This window comes from Virgibacillus salexigens (genome assembly GCF_014905415.1).
GTDB classification, from domain to species: Bacteria; Bacillota; Bacilli; order Bacillales; family Amphibacillaceae; genus Virgibacillus; species Virgibacillus salexigens.
This window is the reverse complement of record NZ_BNEO01000006.1, coordinates 1-24,101: the sequence shown is the minus strand read 5'-3', so window position 1 is coordinate 24,101 and position 24,101 is coordinate 1. Positions and strand designations below refer to the sequence as shown.

Genomic DNA, 24,101 nt, shown 5'->3' with positions numbered 1-24,101 from the left:
TTTTTATTATGTTATGTCTTATTTCGGTGGTCTTTTATATAAGTATTACGAATGGGTCGTTTGATATAAGTGTGTCAAATGTAATTCGTACGATATTACGAATCAATCCGAATGAAGATTATGATTTAGTCATTTTTGATTTTCGTCTCCCTCGTATTGTGATTGCTGGATTAGTAGGGCTTGGTTTTGGAATGGCAGGGGCAGTTATTCAAGGGGTAACTCGTAATGGGCTAGCTGATCCGGGAATTCTTGGGATTAATGCCGGAGCAGGTGCAGCGATAGTTGCTTTTATGTTTTTCTTCCAAGGAAATATGAACGGTACGGATCTTCTTTCTATTATGATGCAGCCAATCTTTGGTTTAGTTGGAGGATTACTAGCAGCTGCCATTATTTTTCTATTTGCATGGAAGAATGGAAAATTGGACCCACAAAGGCTTATATTAACTGGAATTGCTATTGGTTCCGGATTCGGCGCTTTCTCTTTGTATTTATCATTAAAAATGAAGGCATCCGATTTTGAAATGGCCACTGTCTGGATCTCAGGCACAATATATAATGCAAACTGGTATTATATTCTTTCGATGCTACCTTGGTTAATTATATTTATTCCCATTATTTATAAAAAAGCATATTCTCTCGATCTACTTCAATTGGAAGAGACGAGTCTGAAGAGCTTAGGAATGGCAGTTGAAAGAGAAAAGTCCTGGCTATTGATTAGTGCAGTAGCAATAGTTAGTGCGTGTGTATCTGTATCCGGTAGTATTGGATTTGTCGGATTGATGGCCCCGCATATTGCTCGAAGACTAATCGGACTGAAACATAGGTATATCCTGCCAGTAAGTGGTTTGCTAGGAGTATTGCTTGTTATGGCTTCTGATTTTGTTGCTAAAACTGTATTTGCTCCAGCTGAATTACCAGTGGGTATTGTAATATCACTAATTGGGGTTCCATATTTTCTATATTTACTAGTGAAAACAAAGGCGTAAGGAGGGGGAGCAAATGAATAGTTTACGAGTAGAAGCGTTAGCATCAGGTTATGAAAAGTACACGGTCTTCGAGGATTTGAATTTGCAAATTAAAACAGGCGAGATTACCACGATTATTGGGCCAAATGGTTGTGGTAAATCAACTTTATTAAAGACAATGGGAAGAATTCTTAAGCAGCGTAATGGCAAGGTCTTTTTACAGGAAAAAGACTTGAACCGTATTCCGACAAAGAAAGTTGCTAAACATCTTTCATTGCTTCCACAAAATCCTATTGCTCCTAATGAATTAAAAGTGGAAGAATTAATAACCTATGGTAGGTATCCGCATCGAAAAAACGTAAATAAAATTACGAAGGAAGATCAAAAGATAGTGGATTGGGCCTTGGATATTACAAGGACAACAGGGTTTCGAGATAGAGAACTTGGTAACTTATCAGGTGGTCAACGACAAAAGGTTTGGCTAGCAATGGCGTTAGCCCAAGAGACAGATATTTTGCTTTTAGATGAACCAACCACGTATCTTGATTTGGCTCATCAGTTAGAGGTGTTACAAATCGTAGAGCGGCTTAATGCCGAGCATGGTTGTACGATTGTAATGGTTTTACATGATATTAATCATGCGGCTAGGTTTTCAGATGAATTAGTTGCTATGAAAGCTGGAGAAATTGTATCCGTTGGTCCTCCATCAAGGATTATCACGAACCCCGTACTAAAAGAAGTCTTTGAAATAGATGCTCGTGTAATGATAGATCCACATGATAATGTTCCGGTTTGTTTTGGTTATGATAGTATAGAAAAGTAATGGTAAGGAGGAGTACGCATGGTACAATATACAACATCTCCAGTAACTACTTGGAGAGCAGAGAATTGGTCTATGACTTCAAAACAAGGGCATTCTTATGAAATGTATATATCCATCCCCAAACAACCGGCTCCCCCAACGGGTTATCCGGTAATATATGTATTAGATGGAAATGCTTTTTTTCACACCTTCCAAGAGGCTGTTAAAGTACAATCTGTCCGTTCACAAAAAACGGGCATTGTTCCAATGGTGGTCGTAGGAATTGGTTATCCTGTAGAGGAGGCATTTGCTTCTAGCTATCGCATGTATGACTTTACCCCACCAACAAAGATCTCCGATTTGCCAGCTAAGCCTGATGGGAATAAATGGCCGGAAAATGGCGGAGCAGAGGAATTTATGATGTTTATCAATCAAGAATTGAAACCTGCTGTAGAAGAACATGTTTCCATTAATCGTGAGAAGCAAACGTTATTTGGACATTCATTAGGTGGCTTATTTGCCTTACAGGTACTTTTCTCAAGGATGAATTCATTTCAATCATTTTTTATTACAAGTCCTTCTATTTGGTGGAATAACCGATCGATTATTGATCAAGAAAAAGAATGGTTAGATGGAATAAATGATACAGAAAACTTACGTTTATTTATGGCTGTAGGTGAATTGGAAAAGGATCATATGATAAATGATGCCAGAAATTTTTCCGGTCGACTGAAGCAAATAGAAGGCAAAGGTATCTCATCTGTTTATTATGAGGTCGAGGAAGAGAATCATGTCTCCGTCGTGCCGACCGTTTTAAGTAAAGCAATGCGATTTATAGGACAATAATAACTAAGGAATGCTTAAGTATGGCCCCCGATTTAATCAGGGGCCATATATTTGTTTGATCAAAAGCCAGAAATCCAAGGTGATACTAAAAGGCTTTGATCACTGACATTAATTGTTTGACCGATTGAAAACCCTGGGAGGTTTTGAGATCTAAAGTTAATTGGGGGAGCGTCTTGTACGGTGGCGAGACCAGTTATTCTTCCTCCAATATCAGATCCATTTACCTGATTATAAACAGCAAAGTAATAGGGCGAGTTTAAATTAAGTGTCACATTAGTTAGAAGCGGTAATGTGAATAAACCTCCTGCAATGCTTGTTGCTGTATCGGTTATACCTACAACTACTGAATCCGTATTTGAAGTTACTTCTAGTACTGCCATTTGAAAATTGCCTGTAATGCTACCGTCTTGAACGATATAAGCAGATAAATTTGAGATGGTTGAACCCTTTCCGATAGTTAATGCACCGACAGCCTGATTATTTCCTGAACCTTGATTAAATGCTATTTCGGTATCAATATCACCTATTTTTACTGTCTGATAAAAGGATGATCCACCAGTTGAAGGTCCTGTCGGCCCTGTTTCACCCGTCGGTCCAGTAATGCTTATCCCCGTAGTTCCAGTTGGCCCGGTCGATCCCGTCGGTCCGATGCTGCCCGTTGTTCCAGTAACCCCAGTCGGTCCGATACTGCCAGTTGGCCCGGTGGCACCAGTGCTGCCAGTAACACCTGTAGTCCCTGACGCTCCAGTGGTCCCAGTTGGTCCTGTGGGTCCCGTGGCTCCCGTAGCACCAATATCGCCATCCTCTCCAGGAGGTCCGGTGTTGCCTTTTCCTGAATAGTAGGTGGTATTATTAATTTGATTAATAATTTTTCCATCAATTTTATCACAACAACAAACATCATCTGGTCGTTTACAGTAATTACAAAAATGTTCAATGTTTGATGTCCGTTTATTAAAATGCTTACAGTGCATGCAGTTATATTTATTGGCGGCACAATTACACCGTTTTCGATTGTACTTCTTTCCCATTATAATTTCTCCTCTATATAAAAATGGACTTTTATATCCTATTTCAGGCAGGATGAAATCGTGTAAGCAAGAGCTTGCTTAATTGTATATAGCCTAAAAGATGAAGATAGAAATAAAAACCTGTATTACGACAAATTTCGAGTATTAGCGTGTATTTTATATGAATACGCTATAAGGTACATTTAAACGGGAGGGATTACGTTTTATGTAGACTAATCCCTGCTGATCCCTGTTAAATCAGTTTGAGAAGCAACGGGGTTTTCGATAAAATATAATATGTTGTAAAAACAAAGGAAAACATTACACATACTCTCCGAACTTTGTCATACAAGAACCTCTTGTGTAACAGGTAGCTTGCCTGTTCAACCATTTTCAATATTTTCCTAGATTAAGGTGAATATGGATTTAGTTTCTACTCAATTTTCTTATTATTGGTATTCCAATGATTTGTTTTTATATTACCAATTAACAGAATCTATTGAGAATATATTATAAAAGGAGTAGTCATTCATGAAAAAAATACTATATTTATTTTTTGCTGCTATATTAATAGTTCTTTCGGCCTGCGGAAGTTCCGACTCGGGTTCAGCAAGTGAACAAGGCATTGATACCATTACCTTTGCAGATGCCGGATGGGATAGCATTAAGGTACATAATAGTATTGCTCAAACGATTATTGAAGAGGGGTATGGTTATCAAACAGATGTAACGAGTGGTTCAACTGCAGCTACTTTCCAGGGCCTTCGAGATGGCGATATTAATGTATATATGGAAGTTTGGACAGATAATATCAAAGAAATTTATGGAGAAGCAATGGATACAGGAGATATTGAAAAATTATCTACAAATTTTGATGATAATACACAAGGACTCTATGTTCCAACCTATGTTATCGAAGGCGATCCTGAACGTGGGATCGAACCGTTAGCACCAGACTTAAAAACGGTGGAAGATTTAAAGAAGTACCCGGAAGTATTTGAAGATCCAGAGGATCCGGGTCGAGGGCGGATTATTAATGCTCCAAGTGGCTGGGCAGTAGCTGAAGCAATTGATGCAAAATTTGAAGCTTATGGTTTAGAAGAAACGATGAATAATTTTATGCCAGGATCAGATGCCGCAATTGTTGCTGATTTAACAGATGCTTATGAGGCAGGACGTGGTTGGGTAGGTTACTACTGGTCGCCCACAGCAGTTACAGCAAAGTATGATTTAACCTTATTGGAAGAACCTGCTTATGATGAAGAAACGTGGAATGAAACGAAGGCGACGGAATTTCCTCCAAATGATGTAGTGGTTGCAGTGCATAAAGATATGCCAGAACAAGCATCGGAGGTTGTTGAATTCTTAAAAAACTATGAAACTAGCAGTGAGCTAACGGAAGAAGCATTAAGCTACATGGATGAAAATGATGCTTCAGCAGAAGAAGCTGCAAACTGGTGGATGAAAGAACATGAAGATATTTGGACAAGTTGGGTGTCCGAAGATATTGCAAACAAGGTGAAGGATGCGATGCAATAAGAAATAAGCAGCTTGCCACGTGGTTGGCTGCTTTTTCTGCTATTTTTTAAACTATTACAAGAGAGGTGAAACGACTGCTTATGCAGTCGATTAAAGATGGGAAATTTTCCAGATATACGGACACAAATTGGTGATTATGTCGACCAATTTGTAAGTTTTTTAGATACCTCATTAGAAGGATTTTTTGATTTTATCTTTTTTATATCTTCACGAACAATCAACGGCATAGCTGATTTCTTAATGTGGATGCCATGGTGGCTGTTTATCATCCTTATTGTCCTGATGGGTTGGTATTTTAAGTCAGTAGTTTCGGGTGTTTTATATGGATTATTTATCTTTTTGATTGGTACATTTGGCCTTTGGGAAGATATGATGACAACCATTTCGATTATAATAACAGCTGTCATCATCTGTTTAATCATCGGTATACCTTTAGGTGTATGGATGGCATTTAGTAAAGGTTTTTCAACCGTCATGCGTCCATTATTAGATGCTATGCAAACAATGCCAAGCTTTGTATATCTCATACCAGCAATATTTTTCTTTGGTCTTGGTAATGTATCTGCCATATTTGCAACATTGATCTATGCTTTACCTCCAGTTATTCGTCTAACAGAGCTAGCGATTCGTGGTGTCGATAAAGAGGTGATTGAATCCGCACAATCATTCGGATCATCCAATTGGCAAATGCTTAAAAAAGTGCAACTACCACAAGCCCTTCCAACTATTATGGCTGGTGTCAATCAAACGACCATGATGGCACTTGCAATGGTTGTTATTGCTTCCATGGTCGGTGCTTCAGGATTAGGAGAACAGGTGCTAGTAGCAATTAATCGAATTGATATTGCACTTGGATTTGAGGCAGGAATCAGTATTGTATTTTTAGCAATCATTATTGACCGGATAACAAATGGTGTTGCTGGAAAATTCCAAAAACATGGAGGTGCGACTGAATGACAGCGCAAATAAGAGTTGAGAATGTGTCCAAGATTTTTGGTCCTAAACCAAAGTCAGTTATTCCGATGATTAAGGAAGGCATGTCCAAAGAAGGCATTTTAAATAAAACAAATCATACGGTTGGTGTATACAATGCTTCGTTTGAAGTAGAAAAAGGGGAAGTCTTTGTCATTATGGGTTTATCCGGAAGTGGAAAATCGACACTAATCCGTTGTTTTAATTTATTAAATAAGCCAACGGACGGGTCTATCTATTTAGATGGAGAGGATATTGTCGCTTTTAACAAGAATGAACTTAAGAAAATACGGCAAGAAAAAATAGCGATGGTATTTCAGCATTTCGGTTTGTTTAGTCACCGGACAATTTTAGCGAATGTGGAATATGGTTTAGAGATTCGAAATGTTTCAAAGGAAGAACGCAGGGAAATTGCTATGAATAATATTGAAACAGTTGGATTGAAGGGGTATGAAGATAAATATCCAGATGAATTATCAGGAGGAATGCAGCAACGCGTTGGATTAGCCCGAGCACTGGCAAATGATCCGGATATTTTATTAATGGATGAACCATTCAGTGCATTGGATCCATTAATTCGTAGAGAAATGCAGCTAGAACTGTTGGACATTCAGGAGAGATTACAAAAGACGATCATTTTTATAACACACGATGTTAATGAAGCATTTAAACTTGGCGATCGTGTTGCTGTTATGAAAAATGGGCAAGTAGAACAAGTTGGTACACCAGAAGAAATTATTACGTCACCAGCTAATCATTATATCTCCGATTTTATTAAGGATATTGATCGTTCTAAGGTTTTTCAGGCAGAGCATATTATGACACGACCAAACGCCTTAGTGTCGTTGAAGGACGGTCTGAACGTTGCTGTTAAAGAAATGAAAGAAAATGGTATCTCTAGCGTGTTCGTAGTTAATCGTAGTCGTCAGGTAGAGGGCATTGTCACAATTGATGATGCTATTCAAGGAATAAAAGAAAAACAACGTTTATCTGATGTATTACGCCATGATATTACCGTTGTAAATCAAGAAGAATATATTAACGATTTAATACCGAAAGCATTAGAGTCCCAGTTCCCGTTAGCTGTTGTGAACGGGGAAAATAAATTAATTGGATTTATTTTAAGGGTACATGTGTTGTCAGGTTTAGTTTCCGAAGAAATAAATAAAAGTGAAGCATATTATGTTTAATAACAAAACCCATTGATTGATGAACTCAATGGGTTTTGTTGTAGACAAAGATCTTGATTATTTGTGGTAAGCGCCATGCATGACAGGCCCTACATATTCATTCAATTTCCATCCATGCGTAATGGCTGCAGTTACAAATTCTTTGGCGTCTGTAACGGCATCTTTTACCGATTTGCCATTCGCTATATTAGCTGTAATCGCTGCCGCGAAGGTACAACCAGCACCGTGATTATACGTTGTATCAATCTTATCTTTTTCTAATAATGTGAAGTTGTTCCCATCATAGAAAAGGTCAAGTGCTTTTTCATAATCAAAGGCCTTTCCACCTTTAATAATTACATTCTTTGCACCTAATTCATGAATTTTCACAGCCGCCTCTTTCATGCCCTCTACTGTTTTTATTGGACCGGTTTGCGCTAACTGTCCAGCTTCAAATAAATTTGGAGTAGTTACAATGGCATGAGGTAATAATAGCTCCCGCATTGCCTCCGTATTCTCTGGTTGAAGTACTTCATCGTCGCCTTTACAAACCATTACTGGATCAAGTACATAATTCGTTAATTGATAGGCTTCAATTTTCTTCGCACCTAATTCAATGATGTCAACCGATCCAAGCATTCCTGTTTTCATTGCATCCACGCCAACGGAGAGGATCGTATCCAGTTGTTTCTCTACAATATTTACATCAATTGCAGACACATTGTGACTCCAACCGTCAGGATCCATCGTTACAATGGAAGTGAGGGCCGTCATACCATATACATCATGTTCCTGGAATGTTTTAAGATCAGCTTGGATACCGGCACCACCGCTGGAATCTGATCCTGCAAGCGTTAAGGTTTTCTTCATTGTCATATATATCGCTCCAAACGTTAGATTCTCTATAAATCCTTCTTTCTATAGAATATAACAGAAATAACGAGAATGAAAGTGTTAGACGTTCTGGAATATTATTAACAAATTTAGGTATCTGAATCATATAGTAGTGGTAGTTAGAGAAGGTGGTGAGAAATATGAAAACAATCAGTTTGTGTATGATTGTTAAAAATGAAGAAGAGGTCTTGGAACAATGTCTAAGTAGTGTGGAGTCTATATGCGATGAAATAATTATCTTAGATACTGGTTCTAAGGATAGTACAAAGGATATAGCTAAGAAGTTTACAAATAAGGTGTTTGATTTTGAATGGATAGATCACTTTGCAGCAGCACGTAATAAAGCTTTCAGTTATGCTACCAAGGATTTTATATTCTGGTTAGATGCAGATGATGTTTTATTACCTGAAGATATTGATAAACTAAGGAAGTTAAAGCAAGAATTACATGATGACATTGATGCGGTATCAATGTATTATTATACAGCTTTTGACGAAGAGGGAAACCCAACGTTTAAGTATCGACGAAATCGATTAGTAAAGCGAACGAATAATTTCAAATGGTACGGGGCTGTCCATGAATATCTACAAGTGGGTGGCAACGTTGTTCCATCAGAGATTGGCGTAACCCATCGAAAACAAGATAAGCCTGCTGATTCCATTAAAAGTGATCGGAATTTAAAGATCTATGAAAAGCAGTTAGCAAATAAAGAACCATTTACTCCTAGGGATATGTTTTATTATGCGAATGAATTGAAAGATCATATGCGTTTAGATGAAGCAATTGATTGTTATCAACAATTTTTGGATACAAAAAGAGGTTGGATTGAGGACGAGATTCGAGCTTGTATTTATATAGCAGATTGTTTTAAGATTATGCAGCTCCCAGAAGAAGAGGTTGAAGCCTTGCTGCAATCACTAAAGTATGATCTGCCCCGTGCAGAAGTTTCGTGTCGTGTTGGCGATTATTTCAAGGAGAAAGGAATGTTTAAGAAGGCAATTATCTGGTATGTCTTTGCTCTAACATTAGAGGCTGATAATGATAGTGGATTTGCCAATATTGCTTATACTACTTGGTACCCTCATTTGCAAATGTGTTATTGTAATTGGCAGATAGGAAATAAGAAAGATTCCTATCAGCATCATTTGCAAACCAAAAAGTATCTCCCAAATAATGAGCAAGTACTTTACAATGAAGCTTTTTTTAATAGTTTAGATCAAGAAGAATTAACATAATTAAGTAATGTTGCACTTGATGGGGCTGACTTATAGGTTTGCTTTCATTCACAATTGGATTATTGGCTATTCGATCCTGCTATGGGAACCTATTTCTTGTGGGAAGAGTGTATCTTCCGATTGTATAGGTATAGAGCTAACTTTTGCTTCAGCCTCCTTTTTTATAAGCAGAAAAAATCTGAAGTTTTTGGTGTAAATTATGTACATTAGGGAATTAACTAAACAGAGATAGACAAATTTTTGTTTAACCTTTGTCAATGTTTTGTCATAGCAATGAACGTTCATCTGTACGAAAATAGTTTATACTATGGAAGATATGGAAATCTATCCCCTAAAGGAAATATATGGATGGATTTTCACTTGATCAATACTGAGCAAGTGCAATGATCGCTACATAATAAAGGAGGGATACCAATGATGACTGAGTTGGATCCAGTTCTTATGAGTCGACTCTTAACAGCATTAACATTAGTATTTCACGTTATATTTGCTACCCTTGGCGTTGGTGTTCCATTAATGATTTCCATTGCTGAGTTTATCGGGATAAAAAAGAATGATCCACATTATCTAATGATGGCACGTAGGTGGACACGTGGTTTTGTTATTCCTGTTGCTATTGGAGTGGTAACAGGTACAGCAATAGGATTACAGCTTTCTTTGCTATGGCCAGAGTTTATGCAAGTTGCGGGAAATGTTATTAGCTTACCGCTATTTATGGAAGTCTTTGCTTTCTTCTTTGAAGCAATCTTCTTGGGTATTTATCTATATACATGGGACCGATTCAAAAAACCAATGATGCACTGGTGGTTGTCGTTACCAATTATTATCGGTGGTGGTCTATCCGCAGTATTTATTACTTCCGTAAACGCCTTTATGAATACACCTGAGGGGTTTACAACAGGAGCAGGTGGATTCGCAACCGTTAATCCACTCGACGCGATGTTCAATCCGGCAACGCCGACAAAAGTATTTCATGTTTTAGCATCAGCCTATTTAACAGTAGCTGCTATTTTAGCAGCAATTGCTGCATTTAGTATGTTACGTAAAAAACACACGGAGTATCATAAAAAAGCACTGAAACTAACGATAACACTAACATTCATTTTTTCTATTTTGACAGCTATCGCCGGAGATGTTTCAGCGAAGTTCTTAGCAGAGCATCAACCTGAAAAGTTAGCAGCGGCAGAATGGCATTTTGAAACGGAAGAAGGAGCAGATCTTGTTTTATTTGGCTGGTTAGGTGATGAGAACACTCCAGCTGGTGCGCTTCGCTTCCCAGGACTTTTAAGCTTCTTAGCTTATGGTGATTTTCAAAGCGAGGTAACTGGTCTAGAAGAGTTCCCAGAAGACGAGCGACCACCATTATGGATTCACTATATGTTTGACTTGATGGTTGTTATCGGGTTTTTCCTATTAGGGGTTTCCTTATTATATATTTTAGCCTGGAAAATTAAACGGTGGAATGAGCATAATAAATGGATGCTTTGGCTTCTCGTAGTTAGTGGACCTTTAGCAATGCTAGCAATTGAATTTGGCTGGATATTTGCAGAAGAAGGCAGACAACCATGGATATTACGAGGTTATATGTTGGTTGAAGATGCTGCTACGACTTCTCCGTATGTAGGTTGGATGTTCTTATTATTCCTTGGGCTTTACACTGTATTAGGTGTACTAGGAGTGGCAGTATTGCGAAAGTTATTCAAAAATAACCCTGCTGAAGAGGAACTAGAGAAGAAGTACCCGACGATAGAAAAGGGTGATAACAAATGAGTTATGAAATAATTGGGATTACCGTTTTATGGATCTTTCTATATGGTTATTTAATTGTTGCATCGGTTGATTTTGGAGCTGGTTTCTTTGCCTATTATGCGAAGGTTACCAAAAAAGACCATATAATGAACCAATTAATTTCTAGGTACTTGTCCCCTGTTTGGGAAGTTACAAATGTATTCTTCGTGTTCTTCTTTGTTGGAATCGTTGGGTTTTTCCCCGATTCAGCTTATTACTATGGGACAGCATTGCTAGTTCCTGGTAGCATTGCAATTATACTGCTTGCCATAAGAGGGTCATTCTATGCTTTTGAGAATTATGGTTCGAAAAAGAGCAATGTATATATGTTTTTGTATGGGGCAACAGGATTATTAATTCCTGCATCCTTATCGATTGCATTAACATTGTCTGAGGGTGGATTTATACTCGAAGAAAATGGCGTTGTATCATTGGATTACCTTGCGTTATTTACGAGCCCTTATTCTTGGAGTGTAGTTGTACTTGCAGTCGTTTCTGTATTGTTTATTAGCGCTGCATTTCTAACCTTTTATGCAGCTAGAGCAAATGACCAGGCAGCATTAAAGTTAGTTCGTAAATATGCATTGTTTTGGGCAACACCGACCATTATTGCAGCGTTAACTACATTCATCGCATTAGGTCAGCATAATGAGCGACATTACCAAAATATGTTTGATCTTTGGTGGATGTTTGGTCTTTCCGTTGGTTTCTTTATCATTGCCATGTGGTTAATTTATGAAGGGAAACGATTTGGATTGGCATTTATCAGTGTAATGCTACAATTCTTCTTTGCGTTTTTTGGGTATGGTGCTAGTCATCTTCCATATATATTGGATCCATATGTTACGATCTACGAAAATGCAACACATGAAGCAACAGGTATTGCTTTAATAGTGGTATTTATCCTAGGGTTGTTTTTATTAATTCCTTCATTAATCTTGCTGATGCGTCTATTCCTGTTTGATGCAGATTATGTGAAAGGGAAGAAATAGTGATTGATGTAACGAAAGATACTGTTGAACAGGAGCATATATAATGCGTACGATAAAAGCGTATCTGAATGCCAAAAAATTTAGCATGGTTTACCTCTTCTTCTTTGCTTTGTTAACGGGTGGAGCGATTGTTGGCCAAGCCTTTTTACTTGTTACCGTTATTGATGGTGTGTTCCTAAAAGACCAAAGGTTTCAAGAAATCCTACCATTATTGGGAGGGTTGTTCTTCATTCTTCTAGCTCGTTCGATTTTTACGTATATGAGTGGAAGACTTGGCGTACGATTAGGAGCGGAAGCAAAAAGACATTTACGTCATGAATTGCTTGATAATTATTTAAAAAATCCGGTTCAAGCATCACTGAAGGGACAATCAGGACAAAAGGTCAGTATGATGATGGATGCAGTTGATGAGGTAGATAGTTACTTCAGCCAATACATTCCACAATTGATTCGATCTTCGGTCATCCCTGTCGTTCTATTAATCGTTGTATTTAATCAACATGTGAATAGTGGAATTATTATGGTAATCACTTCTCCATTTATTCCACTTTTTATGATTATTATTGGTATGCAAACGCAAAAAAAATCCGAAGAAAAAATGGATGAATTGGCTGCTTTTTCAGGTAAATTTTTAGATACGGTACAAGGGCTAGTTACTTTAAAGTTATTTGGTAAATCTAAACAGAAGAAGGAGACGATTAAACAAAGCAGCTTGCAATTTCGAGACGCGACGATGGAAATTCTAAAAGTCGCCTTTACCTCATCCTTCATGTTAGAACTCATTTCGATGTTAGCCATTGGAATCATTGCATTGGAAATAGCTCTACAGTTAATTATCTTTGATGGAATTAGTTTCTTTGCAGCATTCTTTGTACTCGTGCTCGCACCTGAGTACTTCACTGCATTACGTGAATTAGGAACTGCCTTTCATAATGGAAGAAGCAGTATGGGTGCCATTCGTAAAGTGGAAGAGGAACTTAAAGAAACAGATGAATTCACTGTGCAATGGGGGAGTAAACCTATACCAGAAAAAGGTTTGCCGGTAAGAATAGATATTGAGAATGGCGGTTTTCAGTATGGAGAAGCCGATTTTCAATTAAAAAAAATGAGTACCAGTTTCTCCTCTTTATCCAAAAATGCGATTGTCGGTAAAACGGGTTCAGGGAAGTCCACGCTCTTGCATATGATTGCAGGAATCATTCCAACACATCAAGGGTCCATCCTTATCGACGGAGAACCTTTAACGAAATATAGAGAGGCAGACTGGTTTCATAGACTCAGCTATATTTCTCAGCACCCCTATATTTTTTCAGGCACGATTGCAGATAATATTGCGATCGGAAGTCCTAACCAAGTTACTCGAAACGAAATAGAGCTTGCAGCAAAGCGAGCCGGGATTGCAGAAACAATAGCATCGTTTACGTATCGTTATGACACAGTTGTAGGGGAAGGTGGCCGAGGGTTATCTGGCGGTGAAAAACAACGTTTAGCTCTAGCAAGGGCTTTTCTAAAGCAGCCTTCTATTGTACTATTCGATGAACCAACGACCGGATTAGATTTGAAAACAGAACGAATCTTACAGGCTTCTATTGAAAAACTAGCTCAGACAGCAACAGTTATTACCGTAGCTCACCGATTGCACACGATTAAAGATGCGGATAAGATCTTGATTTTAGATGATGGGGAACTTATTGCTGAAGGTACACATGAGCAATTATTGCAAATAAATTCTGTTTACCGAGATATGATTGTTGTGCAACAAGGAGGGAAGGCAGAATGAGGGATCTAGTGTTTGTTACGAAACAAATGATGAAAGAAAAAAGAGATATTCTGCTTTCAATCTTATTAGGATTTATTGCGGGGCTATCTACAGTGGTATTGTTCTCAGCTAGCGGGTATTTAATTGCAAAAGCTGCTTTGCAGCCACCATTTTATACATTGATTATCTTAATTGCATCTGTAAAAATGTTAAGTTTTATTCGTGCCTTTAGTAGATATGCAGAGCGGTTTGTATCCCATCGCGGAACCTTCACAATGCTAAGTAATTTACGGATGGCGTTTTATGAAAGGCTAGAGCCCTTAGCGCCAGGTATATTTACTTCGTTTCGAAGTGGAGATCTCTTAGCAAGAATTGTAGGGGATGTAGAAAGTCTGCAAAACTTTTTCTTACGCGTGGTATACCCGCCAATCGTGCTAGCTTTAGTGTTTATCAGTACGATTTTCTTTGCATCCTTTTATTCTATCCATACAGCAGTAATTCTACTAATTGGTTTATTATTTACCGCCGTTGTAATCCCTGCTATTTTTGTTATACGTCAACGTTCAATAAAAAGCCAAGTTCGAAATAAACGAGCGATATTATCGACAGAAGCTACCGAATTTCTTTATGGTTTCCGCGACTTAAAAATATTTCAGCAAATGGATGAGAAAAGAAAGCAACTTTTAGCACATTCGGATGCTTATATAAAGGAACAGGAGCAGGAGGAAATCAATACGTTATATAATCAATCAGTGAATCAATTTGTATCGTTACTCGTTACATGGACTGTGTTATCCATAAATGCATATCTAATTGGTCAAGGGCAGCTTGATGGCGTGCTATTAGCAATGTTAGTAATGCTTTCGATTACTTTATTTGAAGATGTGGGGCCGATGGCGGTTTTCCCGATTCACTTTGAGGATAGTAAGCAAGCTGCGAATCGTTTATTTTCTGTGGTTGAACAAGAAAGAGAAGAATGTGAAGAATCATCCACATTATCTGTTGGTTTCCGTACGCCTCCTAAAATATCTATGTGTGATGTTACCTTTACCTTTCCGGATGATGGAAGGCCAGCTGTTCATACGGTGAATATGGAACTTCCTGCTGGTTCGAAAACAGCTATTGTTGGCGCTAGTGGATCTGGCAAATCAACGTTACTGCAGCTTATAATCAAATTAATCATGGCTGATAGCGGGGAAGTTCGACTGAATAATATGGAGATAGCGCAGTTCTCGCAGAAAAGTGTCCTGGAAGAAGCAAATGTCGTTCTTCAAGATAATCATTTCTTTTACGGTACGATACGAGATAATCTTAAGCTCGCCAGTGAAACGGCTACGGATGAGCGCTTGCAAGAATTACTGGTTAAAGTTCGATTAGAGCATCTTGACTTAGATCATTCTGTCTATGAAAAAGGAGAGAATTTATCTGGTGGAGAGAAACAACGATTAGCCATTGGAAGAGCAATGTTGAAAGGAGGGCAATTCTGGTTGCTGGATGAACCAACCTCCTCCCTTGATACCGTAACGGAACAATCCATTTATGCACATCTTTTTGATCAAGCGTCTAATGACACCGTTGTGCTCATAAGTCACCGATTAGCTGGTATGGAGCAGATGGATCAGATTATTGTCATGGATCAAGGTACGATCGTAGAAACAGGAACATTTACAGAGTTAATGACGAAACAAGGGTACTTCTATGAAATGAAAGAACTAGAAAGAAACCTGCTATAAAGCTGAATAGGGGTTTAATAGAAAAAAAGAAGGAGAGACCAAAGTATTTTGGGCAAAGCATCATCGGCTAATTACTACGGTGAGGAATGGCGAGCCTAGGCGTAAGTCACAGCAAATAAAATAGGCATGGCCTCTGCGAGAAGGTACGCCCCAAGTTAGCTCGGTACGGAGTCGCAGAGCATGCCGTATTTCAAGTTGTGTTTTTAAATGAATTATATTGATTTTATTCGGATTTCAATTTATCGTTTTCTGTTATGTTTCAGGCTCTTTTCATACATATGCTTGAATTCGCTCCAGTGAAAGAGACGAGTGGCTTCTCTGTATTCCTTATTATAGGATTGATCTTTTATGATTGGTGTTGTATCTATATTTTTTAACGTACGCAGCACAGTGGGTTTATCATCTACATAGTAGTCAAGGTTCAACTGATGAATAATGTTAATTTTTTCATTATCTTTCATTCCATAGTAGAATTTATCATCTTCAATAGGAAAGCCTTGTTCTCTCAACCATACCTTTGTACGCTCGCCATGTTTGTGTGGTCGCGCAGTAATATAATAGATATCATGCCCACTATATTTTAAATCTTGGATTGTTTTTAAAGCTCCAGGAAAGATTGGACAATCTGTATAATATATGGTTTCTAGGGTGTTTTCCCACAATTTTTTCCCTTCCTCATCAGTAAGTCCGAAAGGTTCATGGATTTCTACTCGCTGTAGCGAATAGAAGGATTCCATCGGTAGCTGCATATTTAACTTTTCTCTATAAATGAGAAAGGCATGTTCTCGTAAATTGATTAGTGTATCATCAATGTCAAAGCCAAATTTCATTCGCAATCCCTCTTGTCACTATAAATTGGATAACCTGTCCATTTAAAGTCTTTGCCAATTGGCTGTATTTCTGTCTCGCTCAGCTCAATGGCATCATGCATCTCATTTATCCCTGTTCCCTCAAGAAAGCTAGGAGCATGTTTACCCCCAATTAATTTAGGAGCCATATATAGTATCATTTTATCTATTAAACTATGTTCAATAAATGACGCATTGATTGCACCACCAGCTTCAATTAGCAAGGAAGAAATGCCGTGTTGTCCTAAATAAGTGATTACTTTTCGTGGATCAACTGTGTTTGTACCTTCTGTCGGAATAACGATTATACCAAGCGATTCCAATTCTTTACGCTTTTGTTTGTCATAATTTTCAGTTGTAAATATCCATGTACCTGCTTGTTTATCCTGAATAAGCTGGTAATCAAGTGGAATTTTTAATGTAGAATCCATCACGATTCGTAGAGGGTTTCTACCGTTTGGAATCCGTGCTGTTAATGCTGGATTATCTTTTAATACTGTATTAATCCCGGTTAAAATCGCCATATGTTCATGTCGAAGTTGATGTACATCTGCTCTAGCCTCTTCAGATGTAACCCATTTGCTGCTTAAGGTATGACTGGCAACTTTGCCATCTAGTGTTATTCCTGATTTTAATGTAATAAATGGGCGTCTTTTGGTTATAAAGGTATTAAATACTTCGTTAATTTTACCTGCTTCTGCTTGTCTGATACCAACTATTACTTTAATACCTGCATCCTCTAAGATAGCTACTCCATTTCCCGAAACAATTGGGTTTGGATCTAACGTTGCGATTACTGCTGTTTTAATACCTGCTTTTACGATGGCTTCTGCGCATGGACCAGTACGACCATGATGGGAACAAGGTTCAAGGGTTACATAAATCGTACCACCTCGTGCCTGCTCTCCGGCCATTCGTAAGGCATGAATTTCAGCATGTGGCTCCCCCGCTTTTAAATGGGTTCCAACACCGACAATTCGATTATGATTAACGATGACGGACCCAACTAATGGATTGGGGTCCGTTTGACCTTTCATAGCTCTAGCATTGTTTAAGGCAATATCCATATAAACAGCATGACTAGTCATTAAAACAAGTCCCTTCGGATTTTAGGTGGCCAGATTTAGTTACCTTGGTCTGTAAGTATTTTCGGTTGTATTCCGAGATATCTCCCCATAATGGCGTTCTCCCTGAAACAGAAAGGCCAGCTTCTTCTAATGCATCCAATTTACTGGGGTTATTTGTGATTAATGTTACTGCTTTGCTGCGTAATGTCTTTAACACAAGGATGGCATCTTCATAATTTCTAGCGTCATTTACAAAACCGAGTCCTTCGTTTGCCTCAACTGTGTCATAGCCATTCTCTTGAAGAAGGTAAGCCATCGCTTTGCTAAACAGACCAATACCTCTACCTTCATGATTTGCTAAATAAAATAGCGCACCGGCTCCATTTTCCTTTATACGTTTCATTGATTCCTTCAATTGAAATCCACAATCGCATCGTTTACTTCCAAATATATCTCCAGTATGACAAATAGAGTGCATACGAATTAGGGCATTTTCAGCATTAGCGAAATCACCGTATACTAAAACACTGGATTGTTGATACTCTGCCAGATTCGAAGAAGCTAATTTATGGATAATCTCTTCATAGTCCTCCGTGACTTCATCATAATTAAGCCAGCAATACCATTGGAATACGGTTGTTTCACCTTGTAGATTGACTGGTAGTTGAATCGGTCCAACCAAATATATGGAACGTTCATTTTTTTGAATCAGTTGAATTTTATCTTTCAAAATAGAAAAAACGTCAGATTTAAGCTTCATTTGTTCCATTTTGTAATCTCCTTTCATTTGCACTAAGTATAATGAAAAAAACGGATATCTTCAATTTTTCGTGCTTCAAACGAAATTTTTTGATGTTTTTTGTTATAGTATGTACCAAATTGCCTGATTGATTGGGGAAAGTTAAAACAAAGGCGTGAATTCCTTGTTTAGGAATAAAATGAAGTTTTCCATTGTTACTCGGTCATACCAACAAAAAAGCTTGTAGAGGCATATAGCTGCTTCTCTACAAGCGGAAAGATCTAATTAGGATGATCTCCTTTCCCAATAATCCCATAGAATAAGATCTTCATGATATCTTCCGTCATTGGCAGTATTTTATTATATATATCTTCACGCTGCATGGCTTCTTTAAAAATGTGGAAATACATTAAAATCGACTCATTCGATAGATCTGGATCAACATATCCTTCGCGTTTCCCTTCTTCAAATAACTCCATCATTTTCGGTATCGCCTTTTTTTGGTATAACTCTTCAATATAACTAATACCAGCAGAATATTCTTTCATAATCACATTGTAGAAATTGGAATTGATATGTTGGGCTGTTTCTGTCTTAGCGAAGATAAGCTTCTTTATCTTTTCAGGAAAGGGTAAATCGTTATCAAATAATGACTCAAACTCCCACCATGTTTCGCTTATATAATGTTTAATTACTTCATGAACAAGGTTGTTTTTGCTCTCAAAATAATTGTAAATCGTTACTTGAGATACATTTGCTTTTGTAGCAATTTCTTTAATAGAGACTTTTTGTACGCCAAAATCCATGAATAATGTTAAAGCAGCCTGCAATATATGTGATTTTTTTAATTCGCGTCTTCGTTTAAAACCATCCAAGTAGTTTCACCTCATTCTAATTTTAATAAAAAATATGTAATAAAACAATAAATATATTTCATAAGTTATTGCATAAACAATTTTATTTATATATTATGAAATATATGGGTTAAAATATTTCATAATTTAGATGCCATAAGGGGGAAGTAAAAATGCCTGTGTTACAAACAACTAACTTAACAAAGAAATTTGGAAAGTTTACTGCGTTAGATGGTGTGAATATAGAAGTTAATGAAGGAGAAGTTTATGGGTTTATCGGTCCCAATGGGGCAGGCAAATCAACAACCATTCGGATATTATTAGGGATATTAAAAGCGACAAAAGGGAACGTAACTATCTTTGGTAAAGATGCGTGGTCCGATGCTGTTTCTATTCATGAGCGAATTGCTTATGTTCCAGGGGATGTGAATTTATGGCCGAATTTAACGGGAGGAGAAGTTATTGATCTGTTTGTAAAATTACGTGGCGGAAATAACCAAAGCAGAAGAGAGGCTTTGATCAAACGATTTGAATTAGATCCAACCAAAAAATGCCGTACTTATTCAAAAGGAAATCGGCAAAAAGTGGCATTAGTAGCTGCTTTCTCGTCTGATGCAGATTTATATATTTTAGACGAACCTACTTCCGGTCTTGACCCATTAATGGAGAAAGTATTTCAAGATTGTGTCTTAGAAGCAAAACAGGCTGGTAAAAGTATTTTGCTTTCTAGTCATATTTTATCGGAAGTAGAAAAGTTATGTGACCGTGTTGGAATTATTCGGCAAGGTAAGATTATTGAATCTGGATCTCTAAGTGAAATGCGACATCTGACGCGAACGAATTTATTAGTAGAAACAAAACAAGATATTGTTGCGTTAAGTGAAGTCGAAGGCGTACATGCTATCGAAAGAGAAGGGAATGAAATTTCTTTTCAAGTAGATACCGAAAAATTGGATGATGTCATACGTTATATTAGTAAATTTGGTTTGGTGAAACTGGAAAGTGCTCCTCCAACATTAGAGGATTTATTTATGAGACATTATGAAGGGAATATAACGGCTGGAGCTGGGAGGGAAGTGTAATGGCAGGTTTAACAAAAAACACAGGGAAGTTGTCTCGTTTTCTCCTACGGAGGGATCGTATACGAATTCCTGTCTGGATTTTGTCATTAGCTATCATTACCTATACCATTGCCTTATCTTTTACGGATCTCTATGGATCAAAAGCGGATCGTCAAGCGATTGCTGAAACCATGTTAAATCCTGCAATGACAGCTATGGTTGGTCAAGGGTATGGGCTGGATAATTACACATATGGAGCCATGATGGCACATCAGATGCTCCTGTTCACAGCGATTACGGTGGCAATCATGAGTATTTTATTAGTTACAAGGCATACGAGATCAGATGAGGAAGACGGTCGAATTGAACTGATCCGATCATTACCAACTGGTAGGTTATCAAATTTATTCGCAGCGTTAAACGTTGTTTTCATGACGAATTTTTTTATGGCGCTTCTCATTGGATTTGGTTTAGCGGCATTAGATATTGAGAGTATGGACTTAGAGGGTTCTCTTTTATATGGTGCAGCCCTAGGGGCAATAGGCTTTTTCTTTACAGCAATCACAGCGGTATTTGCACAGCTTTCTGAGAACTCCCGTGGTGTTATTGGATTGTCCTTCTTTGTGCTGGGTATTGCTTATATTTTACGAGCGATTGGAGATGTAAGTAATGAGACATTATCTTGGATTTCTCCATTGGGCTGGATTTTAGGAGCGGAGGTTTATGTTAATAACTATTGGTGGCCAATTCTATTAACCATCGGTGTATCGTTCATTCTTTGTATATTGGCACTCTATTTAAATGGTATTCGGGATTTGGGTTCTGGATTTTTACCAGCCAAGCCAGGTAAAAAACATGCATCTGTACTGTTAAAAAGTCCATTAGGGCTGTCCTTTCGTCTTCAACGTACGGGGATAATTGCTTGGGCAATAGGAATGTTTGTATTAGGTGCATCCTATGGTTCCGTATTAGGGGATTTAGATACCTTTTTTGAAGATATTGATATGATGAAACAAATGCTAGCACCTGTAGATGGTTATTCGCTGACAGAACAATTTATTACCATGTTAATGAGTATTATGGCTATGATTAGCACGATACCAGCTTTAATGGCACAATTGAAATTAATGGGTGAAGAAAGAAAAAATAGAACAGAGCATTTGTTAAGTCGTGCAGTTTCTCGTACACGGCTATTAAGTAGTTCATTAATCATTTCTATTCTTGTTTCGTTTGTTATGTTATCTTTGGCAGCACTTGGTCTTTGGTCAGCAGGCTCTGTATCGATTAATGACGGAATGGATATTACAGTTGTGTATCAAGCGGCAATAGTCTATTTGCCTGCGATGTGGGTAATGATTGGGCTGACGGCATTTCTTATCGGCTTTCTCCCACAGGTAAGTAGCTGGGTATGGGGGTATTTAATTTATTCATTTATTGTTGTGTATTTAGGCAATCTAATTCAATTTCCTGAGTGGATGAGCAGCTTGTCCCCGTTCGGGCATATACCTCAGATACCTATTGAAGATATGAACATAACTGCAGTTACCATCCTTACAATTTCTGCAATAGGCTTGATGGTACTCGGGTTTATTGGTTATCGTCAACGGGATATTGGTGGATAAGGCATGCTTTTAAATAAAAACGCTGTTTTGTGGAACAAAGCAGCGTTTTTATTATTTAAGGCTGGAAGGGGAGAATCATGTATTATGTTCTTTTTTCATTTATAATAAAAGGATAGATATTCTAAGATAGGAGTACATGGTATTGGAAAAATCCCGTAATGATTTGAAGCTATTTATTTCGTTTATCTTGTCTACCAACATTCCAAAGCTCCCTCTTTCAATAGGATTAGTTGGTAGTGTAATCACAACACTTGTAGGTCTAAGTATCCCTCTGCTAACTAGGGAATTGGTTGATGGGTTCTCCTTAGAATCGGTGAGTATCATGCTGATAGTGATGATAGCGGTTATTTTTATTTTGCAAGCCGTAATCGATGGTGTATCTACTTATATGTTAGCATTAGTTGGACAGAAGATTGTTGCCCGGCTTCGCGAACGGATGTGGAGGAAGTTAATCCATCTACCAGTTAGCTATTTTGATAAAACAAACAGTGGGGAATCGGTAAGTCGTGTGGTCAACGATACCGGAATTGTGAAAGATCTGATATCTCAGCATTTTCCACAGTTTATAAGTGGGTTAATTTCTATCATAGGTGCCGTTGCTATACTATTAATTATGGATTGGCAAATGACACTGATGATGTTAATTGCTGTTCCCATAACGATTTTACTGATGATGCCATTAGGTAGCAAAATGGCTAAGATCTCTCGAAGTCTACAGGATGAAACGGCGGTATTTACTGGTAATATTCAGCAAACATTAAGTGAAATAAGGTTAATGAAGTCGTCTACAGCGGAAACTTTTGAGGAACGAAAGGGATTACATGGAATTAGTAAGCTATTTTCATTCGGCTTAAAAGAATCAAAAATCTTTGCTTTGATTGGGCCACTTATGTACTTAATTATTATGGCTGTAGTAGTGGTTATTATTGGATATGGAGGCATACGTGTGGCCAATGGTTCCATGTCTACCGGATCATTGGTGGCATTCTTGCTTTATTTGTTCCAAATCATTATGCCAATTACCACATTTGCTATGTTTTTTACCCAATTACAAAAAGCAAAGGGTGCAACAGAGCGAATTATCGATATTTTGGATTTATCAGAGGAACCAGGGAAAGATGGTGCTTCTTTAACAAACGTAAATCGCATCATTCAGTTTCATCATGTATCCTTTTCCTATAATCCAACGGAACAAGTTTTAAGAAATATCACTTTTGCTGCCCATCCTGGTGAAATGATCGCATTTGCTGGTCCAAGCGGCGGGGGAAAAACAACGTTATTCGGTTTGTTAGAACGATTCTACCAACCAACAGAAGGTGAAATTTTCATTGGTGACACGTCGATTGAGAAAATGTCGTTGCAAACATGGCGAAGTCATATTGGTTATGTCTCACAAGAAAGTGCGATGATGGCTGGTACCATTAGAGAAAACTTAACCTACGGTTTAGCTGACGCAACAGATATTTCAGATGACCGGCTTTGGTTGGTTACCAAGATGGCTTATGCAGATAGGTTTATAGCAACGTTTCCCGATCAATTAGATACAAAGGTTGGCGAAAGGGGAGTTAAACTATCTGGGGGACAAAGGCAACGCATTAATATAGCTCGAGCATTTCTTCGTAACCCAAGTATACTGATGATGGATGAAGCAACTGCCAGTTTAGATAGTCAATCAGAAAAGGTTGTTCAACAAGCCTTAACTAAATTAATGGAAGGACGCACAACCTTTGTAATCGCTCACCGCCTATCAACGATTGTAGATGCGGATAAAATTATATTTATCGAAAATGGAGAAATAACAGGGGTGGGAAAACATCAAGAACTAATGGATCGGCACGCATTATATAGAGAATTTGCCCAGCAGCAATTAACAGATCGGTGACATGAAAGGGGAGTAGCTGCGATTAGAGGGAGTAGAACCCCCTTTGTTTTAAGGCACCTTAAAGTTGGATTTGTTTTCTAACTTTTCTTACCTCCAGTCAAGTGTTTTACACAATTTATTTGAATTATTTACCTTGATTTATTCAGGGGGGATAAACCTCCTGAGTAAGTCAAAATTTCCGCATGACTAATAGACCTAACGTTTTTCCATTTTTTTCGCAAGGTCTTTATGGTATAGTGAGATTAGCCTAGGTGATTATGAATGAGTAGAAGCAATTTCATAATCGTATGGTATGTTGTGTGAAATAAGGTGAAATGCCACTTT

At 37.9% G+C, this 24,101-nt stretch carries 20 protein-coding genes; 14 read left to right on the top strand and 6 right to left on the bottom strand.

Annotated elements, in window-relative coordinates; genetic code table 11:
* The first annotated feature begins 8 nt into the window (after positions 1–8).
* The 3 genes from JKP73_RS18760 to JKP73_RS18750 are packed head-to-tail and all read left to right on the top strand — an operon-like array spanning position 9 to position 2,613.
* Positions 9–986 carry a FecCD family ABC transporter permease gene (locus JKP73_RS18760; RefSeq protein WP_369759847.1) on the top strand — a complete coding sequence of 326 codons (978 nt, stop codon included), beginning with the start codon at positions 9–11 and terminating at the stop codon, positions 984–986.
* A 13-nt stretch (positions 987–999) separates the two neighbouring features.
* Positions 1,000–1,788, top strand: a complete 789-nt coding sequence (locus tag JKP73_RS18755; RefSeq protein WP_200411659.1) for an ABC transporter ATP-binding protein — start codon at positions 1,000–1,002, stop codon at positions 1,786–1,788.
* 18 nt (positions 1,789–1,806) lie between these two features.
* A complete protein-coding gene (locus JKP73_RS18750) occupies positions 1,807–2,613 on the top strand; it encodes an alpha/beta hydrolase (RefSeq protein WP_021290534.1) in 807 nt (268 codons plus the stop codon).
* A 59-nt stretch (positions 2,614–2,672) separates the two neighbouring features.
* On the opposite strand, the gene JKP73_RS23435 is transcribed toward JKP73_RS18750, so the two are convergent.
* The gene (locus tag JKP73_RS23435) at positions 2,673–3,644 is read right to left on the bottom strand and encodes a hypothetical protein (protein ID WP_200411658.1); all 972 of its coding nucleotides are present in this window, start codon (positions 3,642–3,644) and stop codon (positions 2,673–2,675) included.
* A gap of 510 nt (positions 3,645–4,154) precedes the next feature.
* Between JKP73_RS23435 and JKP73_RS18740 the strand changes: the two genes are divergently transcribed.
* From JKP73_RS18740 to JKP73_RS18730, 3 genes are all read left to right on the top strand, one after another.
* Entirely contained in the window at positions 4,155–5,162 is a 1,008-nt protein-coding gene (locus JKP73_RS18740) for an ABC transporter substrate-binding protein (protein WP_021290536.1), read from the top strand.
* Between the two features lie 96 nt (positions 5,163–5,258).
* On the top strand, positions 5,259–6,119 hold the full coding sequence (locus JKP73_RS18735) for an ABC transporter permease (RefSeq protein WP_021290537.1): 861 nt from the start codon (positions 5,259–5,261) through the stop codon (positions 6,117–6,119).
* Positions 6,116–7,324: a quaternary amine ABC transporter ATP-binding protein gene (locus JKP73_RS18730; RefSeq protein ID WP_021290538.1), complete on the top strand. Its 1,209-nt coding sequence runs from the start codon at positions 6,116–6,118 to the stop codon at positions 7,322–7,324. The genes JKP73_RS18735 and JKP73_RS18730 overlap by 4 nt, the downstream gene beginning before the upstream one ends.
* A gap of 57 nt (positions 7,325–7,381) precedes the next feature.
* Here the strand turns inward: JKP73_RS18730 and pdxK are convergent, their stop codons facing one another.
* Positions 7,382–8,179 (bottom strand): pyridoxine/pyridoxal/pyridoxamine kinase, encoded by a 798-nt coding sequence (pdxK, locus tag JKP73_RS18725; RefSeq protein WP_021290539.1) that lies wholly within the window; start codon positions 8,177–8,179, stop codon positions 7,382–7,384.
* Between the two features lie 158 nt (positions 8,180–8,337).
* Between pdxK and JKP73_RS18720 the strand changes: the two genes are divergently transcribed.
* The 5 genes from JKP73_RS18720 to cydC all read left to right on the top strand — a co-directional run bounded on the left by JKP73_RS18720 (position 8,338) and on the right by cydC (position 15,704).
* Positions 8,338–9,432 (top strand): glycosyltransferase family 2 protein, encoded by a 1,095-nt coding sequence (locus tag JKP73_RS18720; RefSeq protein ID WP_160807543.1) that lies wholly within the window; start codon positions 8,338–8,340, stop codon positions 9,430–9,432.
* A gap of 417 nt (positions 9,433–9,849) precedes the next feature.
* On the top strand, positions 9,850–11,202 hold the full coding sequence (locus JKP73_RS18715; RefSeq protein WP_038246115.1) for a cytochrome ubiquinol oxidase subunit I: 1,353 nt from the start codon (positions 9,850–9,852) through the stop codon (positions 11,200–11,202).
* A complete protein-coding gene (locus JKP73_RS18710) occupies positions 11,199–12,212 on the top strand; it encodes a cytochrome d ubiquinol oxidase subunit II (protein WP_021290542.1) in 1,014 nt (337 codons plus the stop codon). Before JKP73_RS18715 ends, JKP73_RS18710 begins: the two co-directional genes overlap by 4 nt.
* A gap of 43 nt (positions 12,213–12,255) precedes the next feature.
* Positions 12,256–13,992 (top strand): thiol reductant ABC exporter subunit CydD, encoded by a 1,737-nt coding sequence (gene cydD, locus JKP73_RS18705; RefSeq protein ID WP_021290543.1) that lies wholly within the window; start codon positions 12,256–12,258, stop codon positions 13,990–13,992.
* Positions 13,989–15,704 (top strand): thiol reductant ABC exporter subunit CydC, encoded by a 1,716-nt coding sequence (gene cydC / locus JKP73_RS18700; protein WP_200411657.1) that lies wholly within the window; start codon positions 13,989–13,991, stop codon positions 15,702–15,704. The genes cydD and cydC overlap by 4 nt, the downstream gene beginning before the upstream one ends.
* 239 nt (positions 15,705–15,943) lie before the next feature.
* Here the strand turns inward: cydC and JKP73_RS18695 are convergent, their stop codons facing one another.
* The 4 genes from JKP73_RS18695 to JKP73_RS18680 all read right to left on the bottom strand — a co-directional run bounded on the left by JKP73_RS18695 (position 15,944) and on the right by JKP73_RS18680 (position 19,233).
* Positions 15,944–16,534, bottom strand: a complete 591-nt coding sequence (locus JKP73_RS18695) for a 5' nucleotidase, NT5C type (protein WP_021290545.1) — start codon at positions 16,532–16,534, stop codon at positions 15,944–15,946.
* Positions 16,531–17,640: a bifunctional diaminohydroxyphosphoribosylaminopyrimidine deaminase/5-amino-6-(5-phosphoribosylamino)uracil reductase RibD gene (gene ribD / locus JKP73_RS18690; RefSeq protein WP_200411656.1), complete on the bottom strand. Its 1,110-nt coding sequence runs from the start codon at positions 17,638–17,640 to the stop codon at positions 16,531–16,533. The genes JKP73_RS18695 and ribD overlap by 4 nt, the downstream gene beginning before the upstream one ends.
* On the bottom strand, positions 17,633–18,388 hold the full coding sequence (locus JKP73_RS18685) for a GTP cyclohydrolase II (protein WP_200411655.1): 756 nt from the start codon (positions 18,386–18,388) through the stop codon (positions 17,633–17,635). The genes ribD and JKP73_RS18685 overlap by 8 nt, the downstream gene beginning before the upstream one ends.
* 251 nt (positions 18,389–18,639) lie before the next feature.
* Positions 18,640–19,233, bottom strand: a complete 594-nt coding sequence (locus JKP73_RS18680) for a TetR/AcrR family transcriptional regulator (RefSeq protein ID WP_021290548.1) — start codon at positions 19,231–19,233, stop codon at positions 18,640–18,642.
* A gap of 152 nt (positions 19,234–19,385) precedes the next feature.
* Here JKP73_RS18680 and JKP73_RS18675 point away from each other — a divergent pair, with 152 nt between their 5' ends.
* From JKP73_RS18675 to JKP73_RS18665, 3 genes are all read left to right on the top strand, one after another.
* Positions 19,386–20,294, top strand: a complete 909-nt coding sequence (locus JKP73_RS18675) for an ABC transporter ATP-binding protein (RefSeq protein WP_200411654.1) — start codon at positions 19,386–19,388, stop codon at positions 20,292–20,294.
* The gene (locus tag JKP73_RS18670) at positions 20,294–21,895 is read left to right on the top strand and encodes an ABC transporter permease (RefSeq protein ID WP_200411653.1); all 1,602 of its coding nucleotides are present in this window, start codon (positions 20,294–20,296) and stop codon (positions 21,893–21,895) included. The genes JKP73_RS18675 and JKP73_RS18670 overlap by 1 nt, the downstream gene beginning before the upstream one ends.
* A 142-nt stretch (positions 21,896–22,037) precedes the next feature.
* Positions 22,038–23,777, top strand: a complete 1,740-nt coding sequence (locus JKP73_RS18665) for an ABC transporter ATP-binding protein (RefSeq protein ID WP_234447138.1) — start codon at positions 22,038–22,040, stop codon at positions 23,775–23,777.
* Positions 23,778–24,101 lie beyond the last annotated feature (324 nt).

What these genes read in the sequence shown, in the direction of transcription:
- JKP73_RS18755 (WP_200411659.1), top strand. Translation starts at nt 1,000, where the DNA reads ATGAATAGTTTACGAGTAGAAGCGTTAGCATCAGGTTATGAAAAGTAC.
- JKP73_RS18735 (WP_021290537.1), top strand. Translation starts at nt 5,259, where the DNA reads ATGGGAAATTTTCCAGATATACGGACACAAATTGGTGATTATGTCGAC.
- cydC (WP_200411657.1), top strand. Translation starts at nt 13,989, where the DNA reads ATGAGGGATCTAGTGTTTGTTACGAAACAAATGATGAAAGAAAAAAGA.
- JKP73_RS18750 (WP_021290534.1), top strand. Translation starts at nt 1,807, where the DNA reads ATGGTACAATATACAACATCTCCAGTAACTACTTGGAGAGCAGAGAAT.
- JKP73_RS23435 (WP_200411658.1), bottom strand. Translation starts at nt 3,644, where the DNA reads ATGGGAAAGAAGTACAATCGAAAACGGTGTAATTGTGCCGCCAATAAA.
- JKP73_RS18720 (WP_160807543.1), top strand. Translation starts at nt 8,338, where the DNA reads ATGAAAACAATCAGTTTGTGTATGATTGTTAAAAATGAAGAAGAGGTC.
- JKP73_RS18685 (WP_200411655.1), bottom strand. Translation starts at nt 18,388, where the DNA reads ATGGAACAAATGAAGCTTAAATCTGACGTTTTTTCTATTTTGAAAGAT.
- cydD (WP_021290543.1), top strand. Translation starts at nt 12,256, where the DNA reads ATGCGTACGATAAAAGCGTATCTGAATGCCAAAAAATTTAGCATGGTT.
- JKP73_RS18715 (WP_038246115.1), top strand. Translation starts at nt 9,850, where the DNA reads ATGACTGAGTTGGATCCAGTTCTTATGAGTCGACTCTTAACAGCATTA.
- JKP73_RS18760 (WP_369759847.1), top strand. Translation starts at nt 9, where the DNA reads ATGTTATGTCTTATTTCGGTGGTCTTTTATATAAGTATTACGAATGGG.
- JKP73_RS18675 (WP_200411654.1), top strand. Translation starts at nt 19,386, where the DNA reads ATGCCTGTGTTACAAACAACTAACTTAACAAAGAAATTTGGAAAGTTT.
- JKP73_RS18670 (WP_200411653.1), top strand. Translation starts at nt 20,294, where the DNA reads ATGGCAGGTTTAACAAAAAACACAGGGAAGTTGTCTCGTTTTCTCCTA.
- JKP73_RS18710 (WP_021290542.1), top strand. Translation starts at nt 11,199, where the DNA reads ATGAGTTATGAAATAATTGGGATTACCGTTTTATGGATCTTTCTATAT.
- JKP73_RS18730 (WP_021290538.1), top strand. Translation starts at nt 6,116, where the DNA reads ATGACAGCGCAAATAAGAGTTGAGAATGTGTCCAAGATTTTTGGTCCT.
- ribD (WP_200411656.1), bottom strand. Translation starts at nt 17,640, where the DNA reads ATGACTAGTCATGCTGTTTATATGGATATTGCCTTAAACAATGCTAGA.
- pdxK (WP_021290539.1), bottom strand. Translation starts at nt 8,179, where the DNA reads ATGACAATGAAGAAAACCTTAACGCTTGCAGGATCAGATTCCAGCGGT.
- JKP73_RS18695 (WP_021290545.1), bottom strand. Translation starts at nt 16,534, where the DNA reads ATGAAATTTGGCTTTGACATTGATGATACACTAATCAATTTACGAGAA.
- JKP73_RS18740 (WP_021290536.1), top strand. Translation starts at nt 4,155, where the DNA reads ATGAAAAAAATACTATATTTATTTTTTGCTGCTATATTAATAGTTCTT.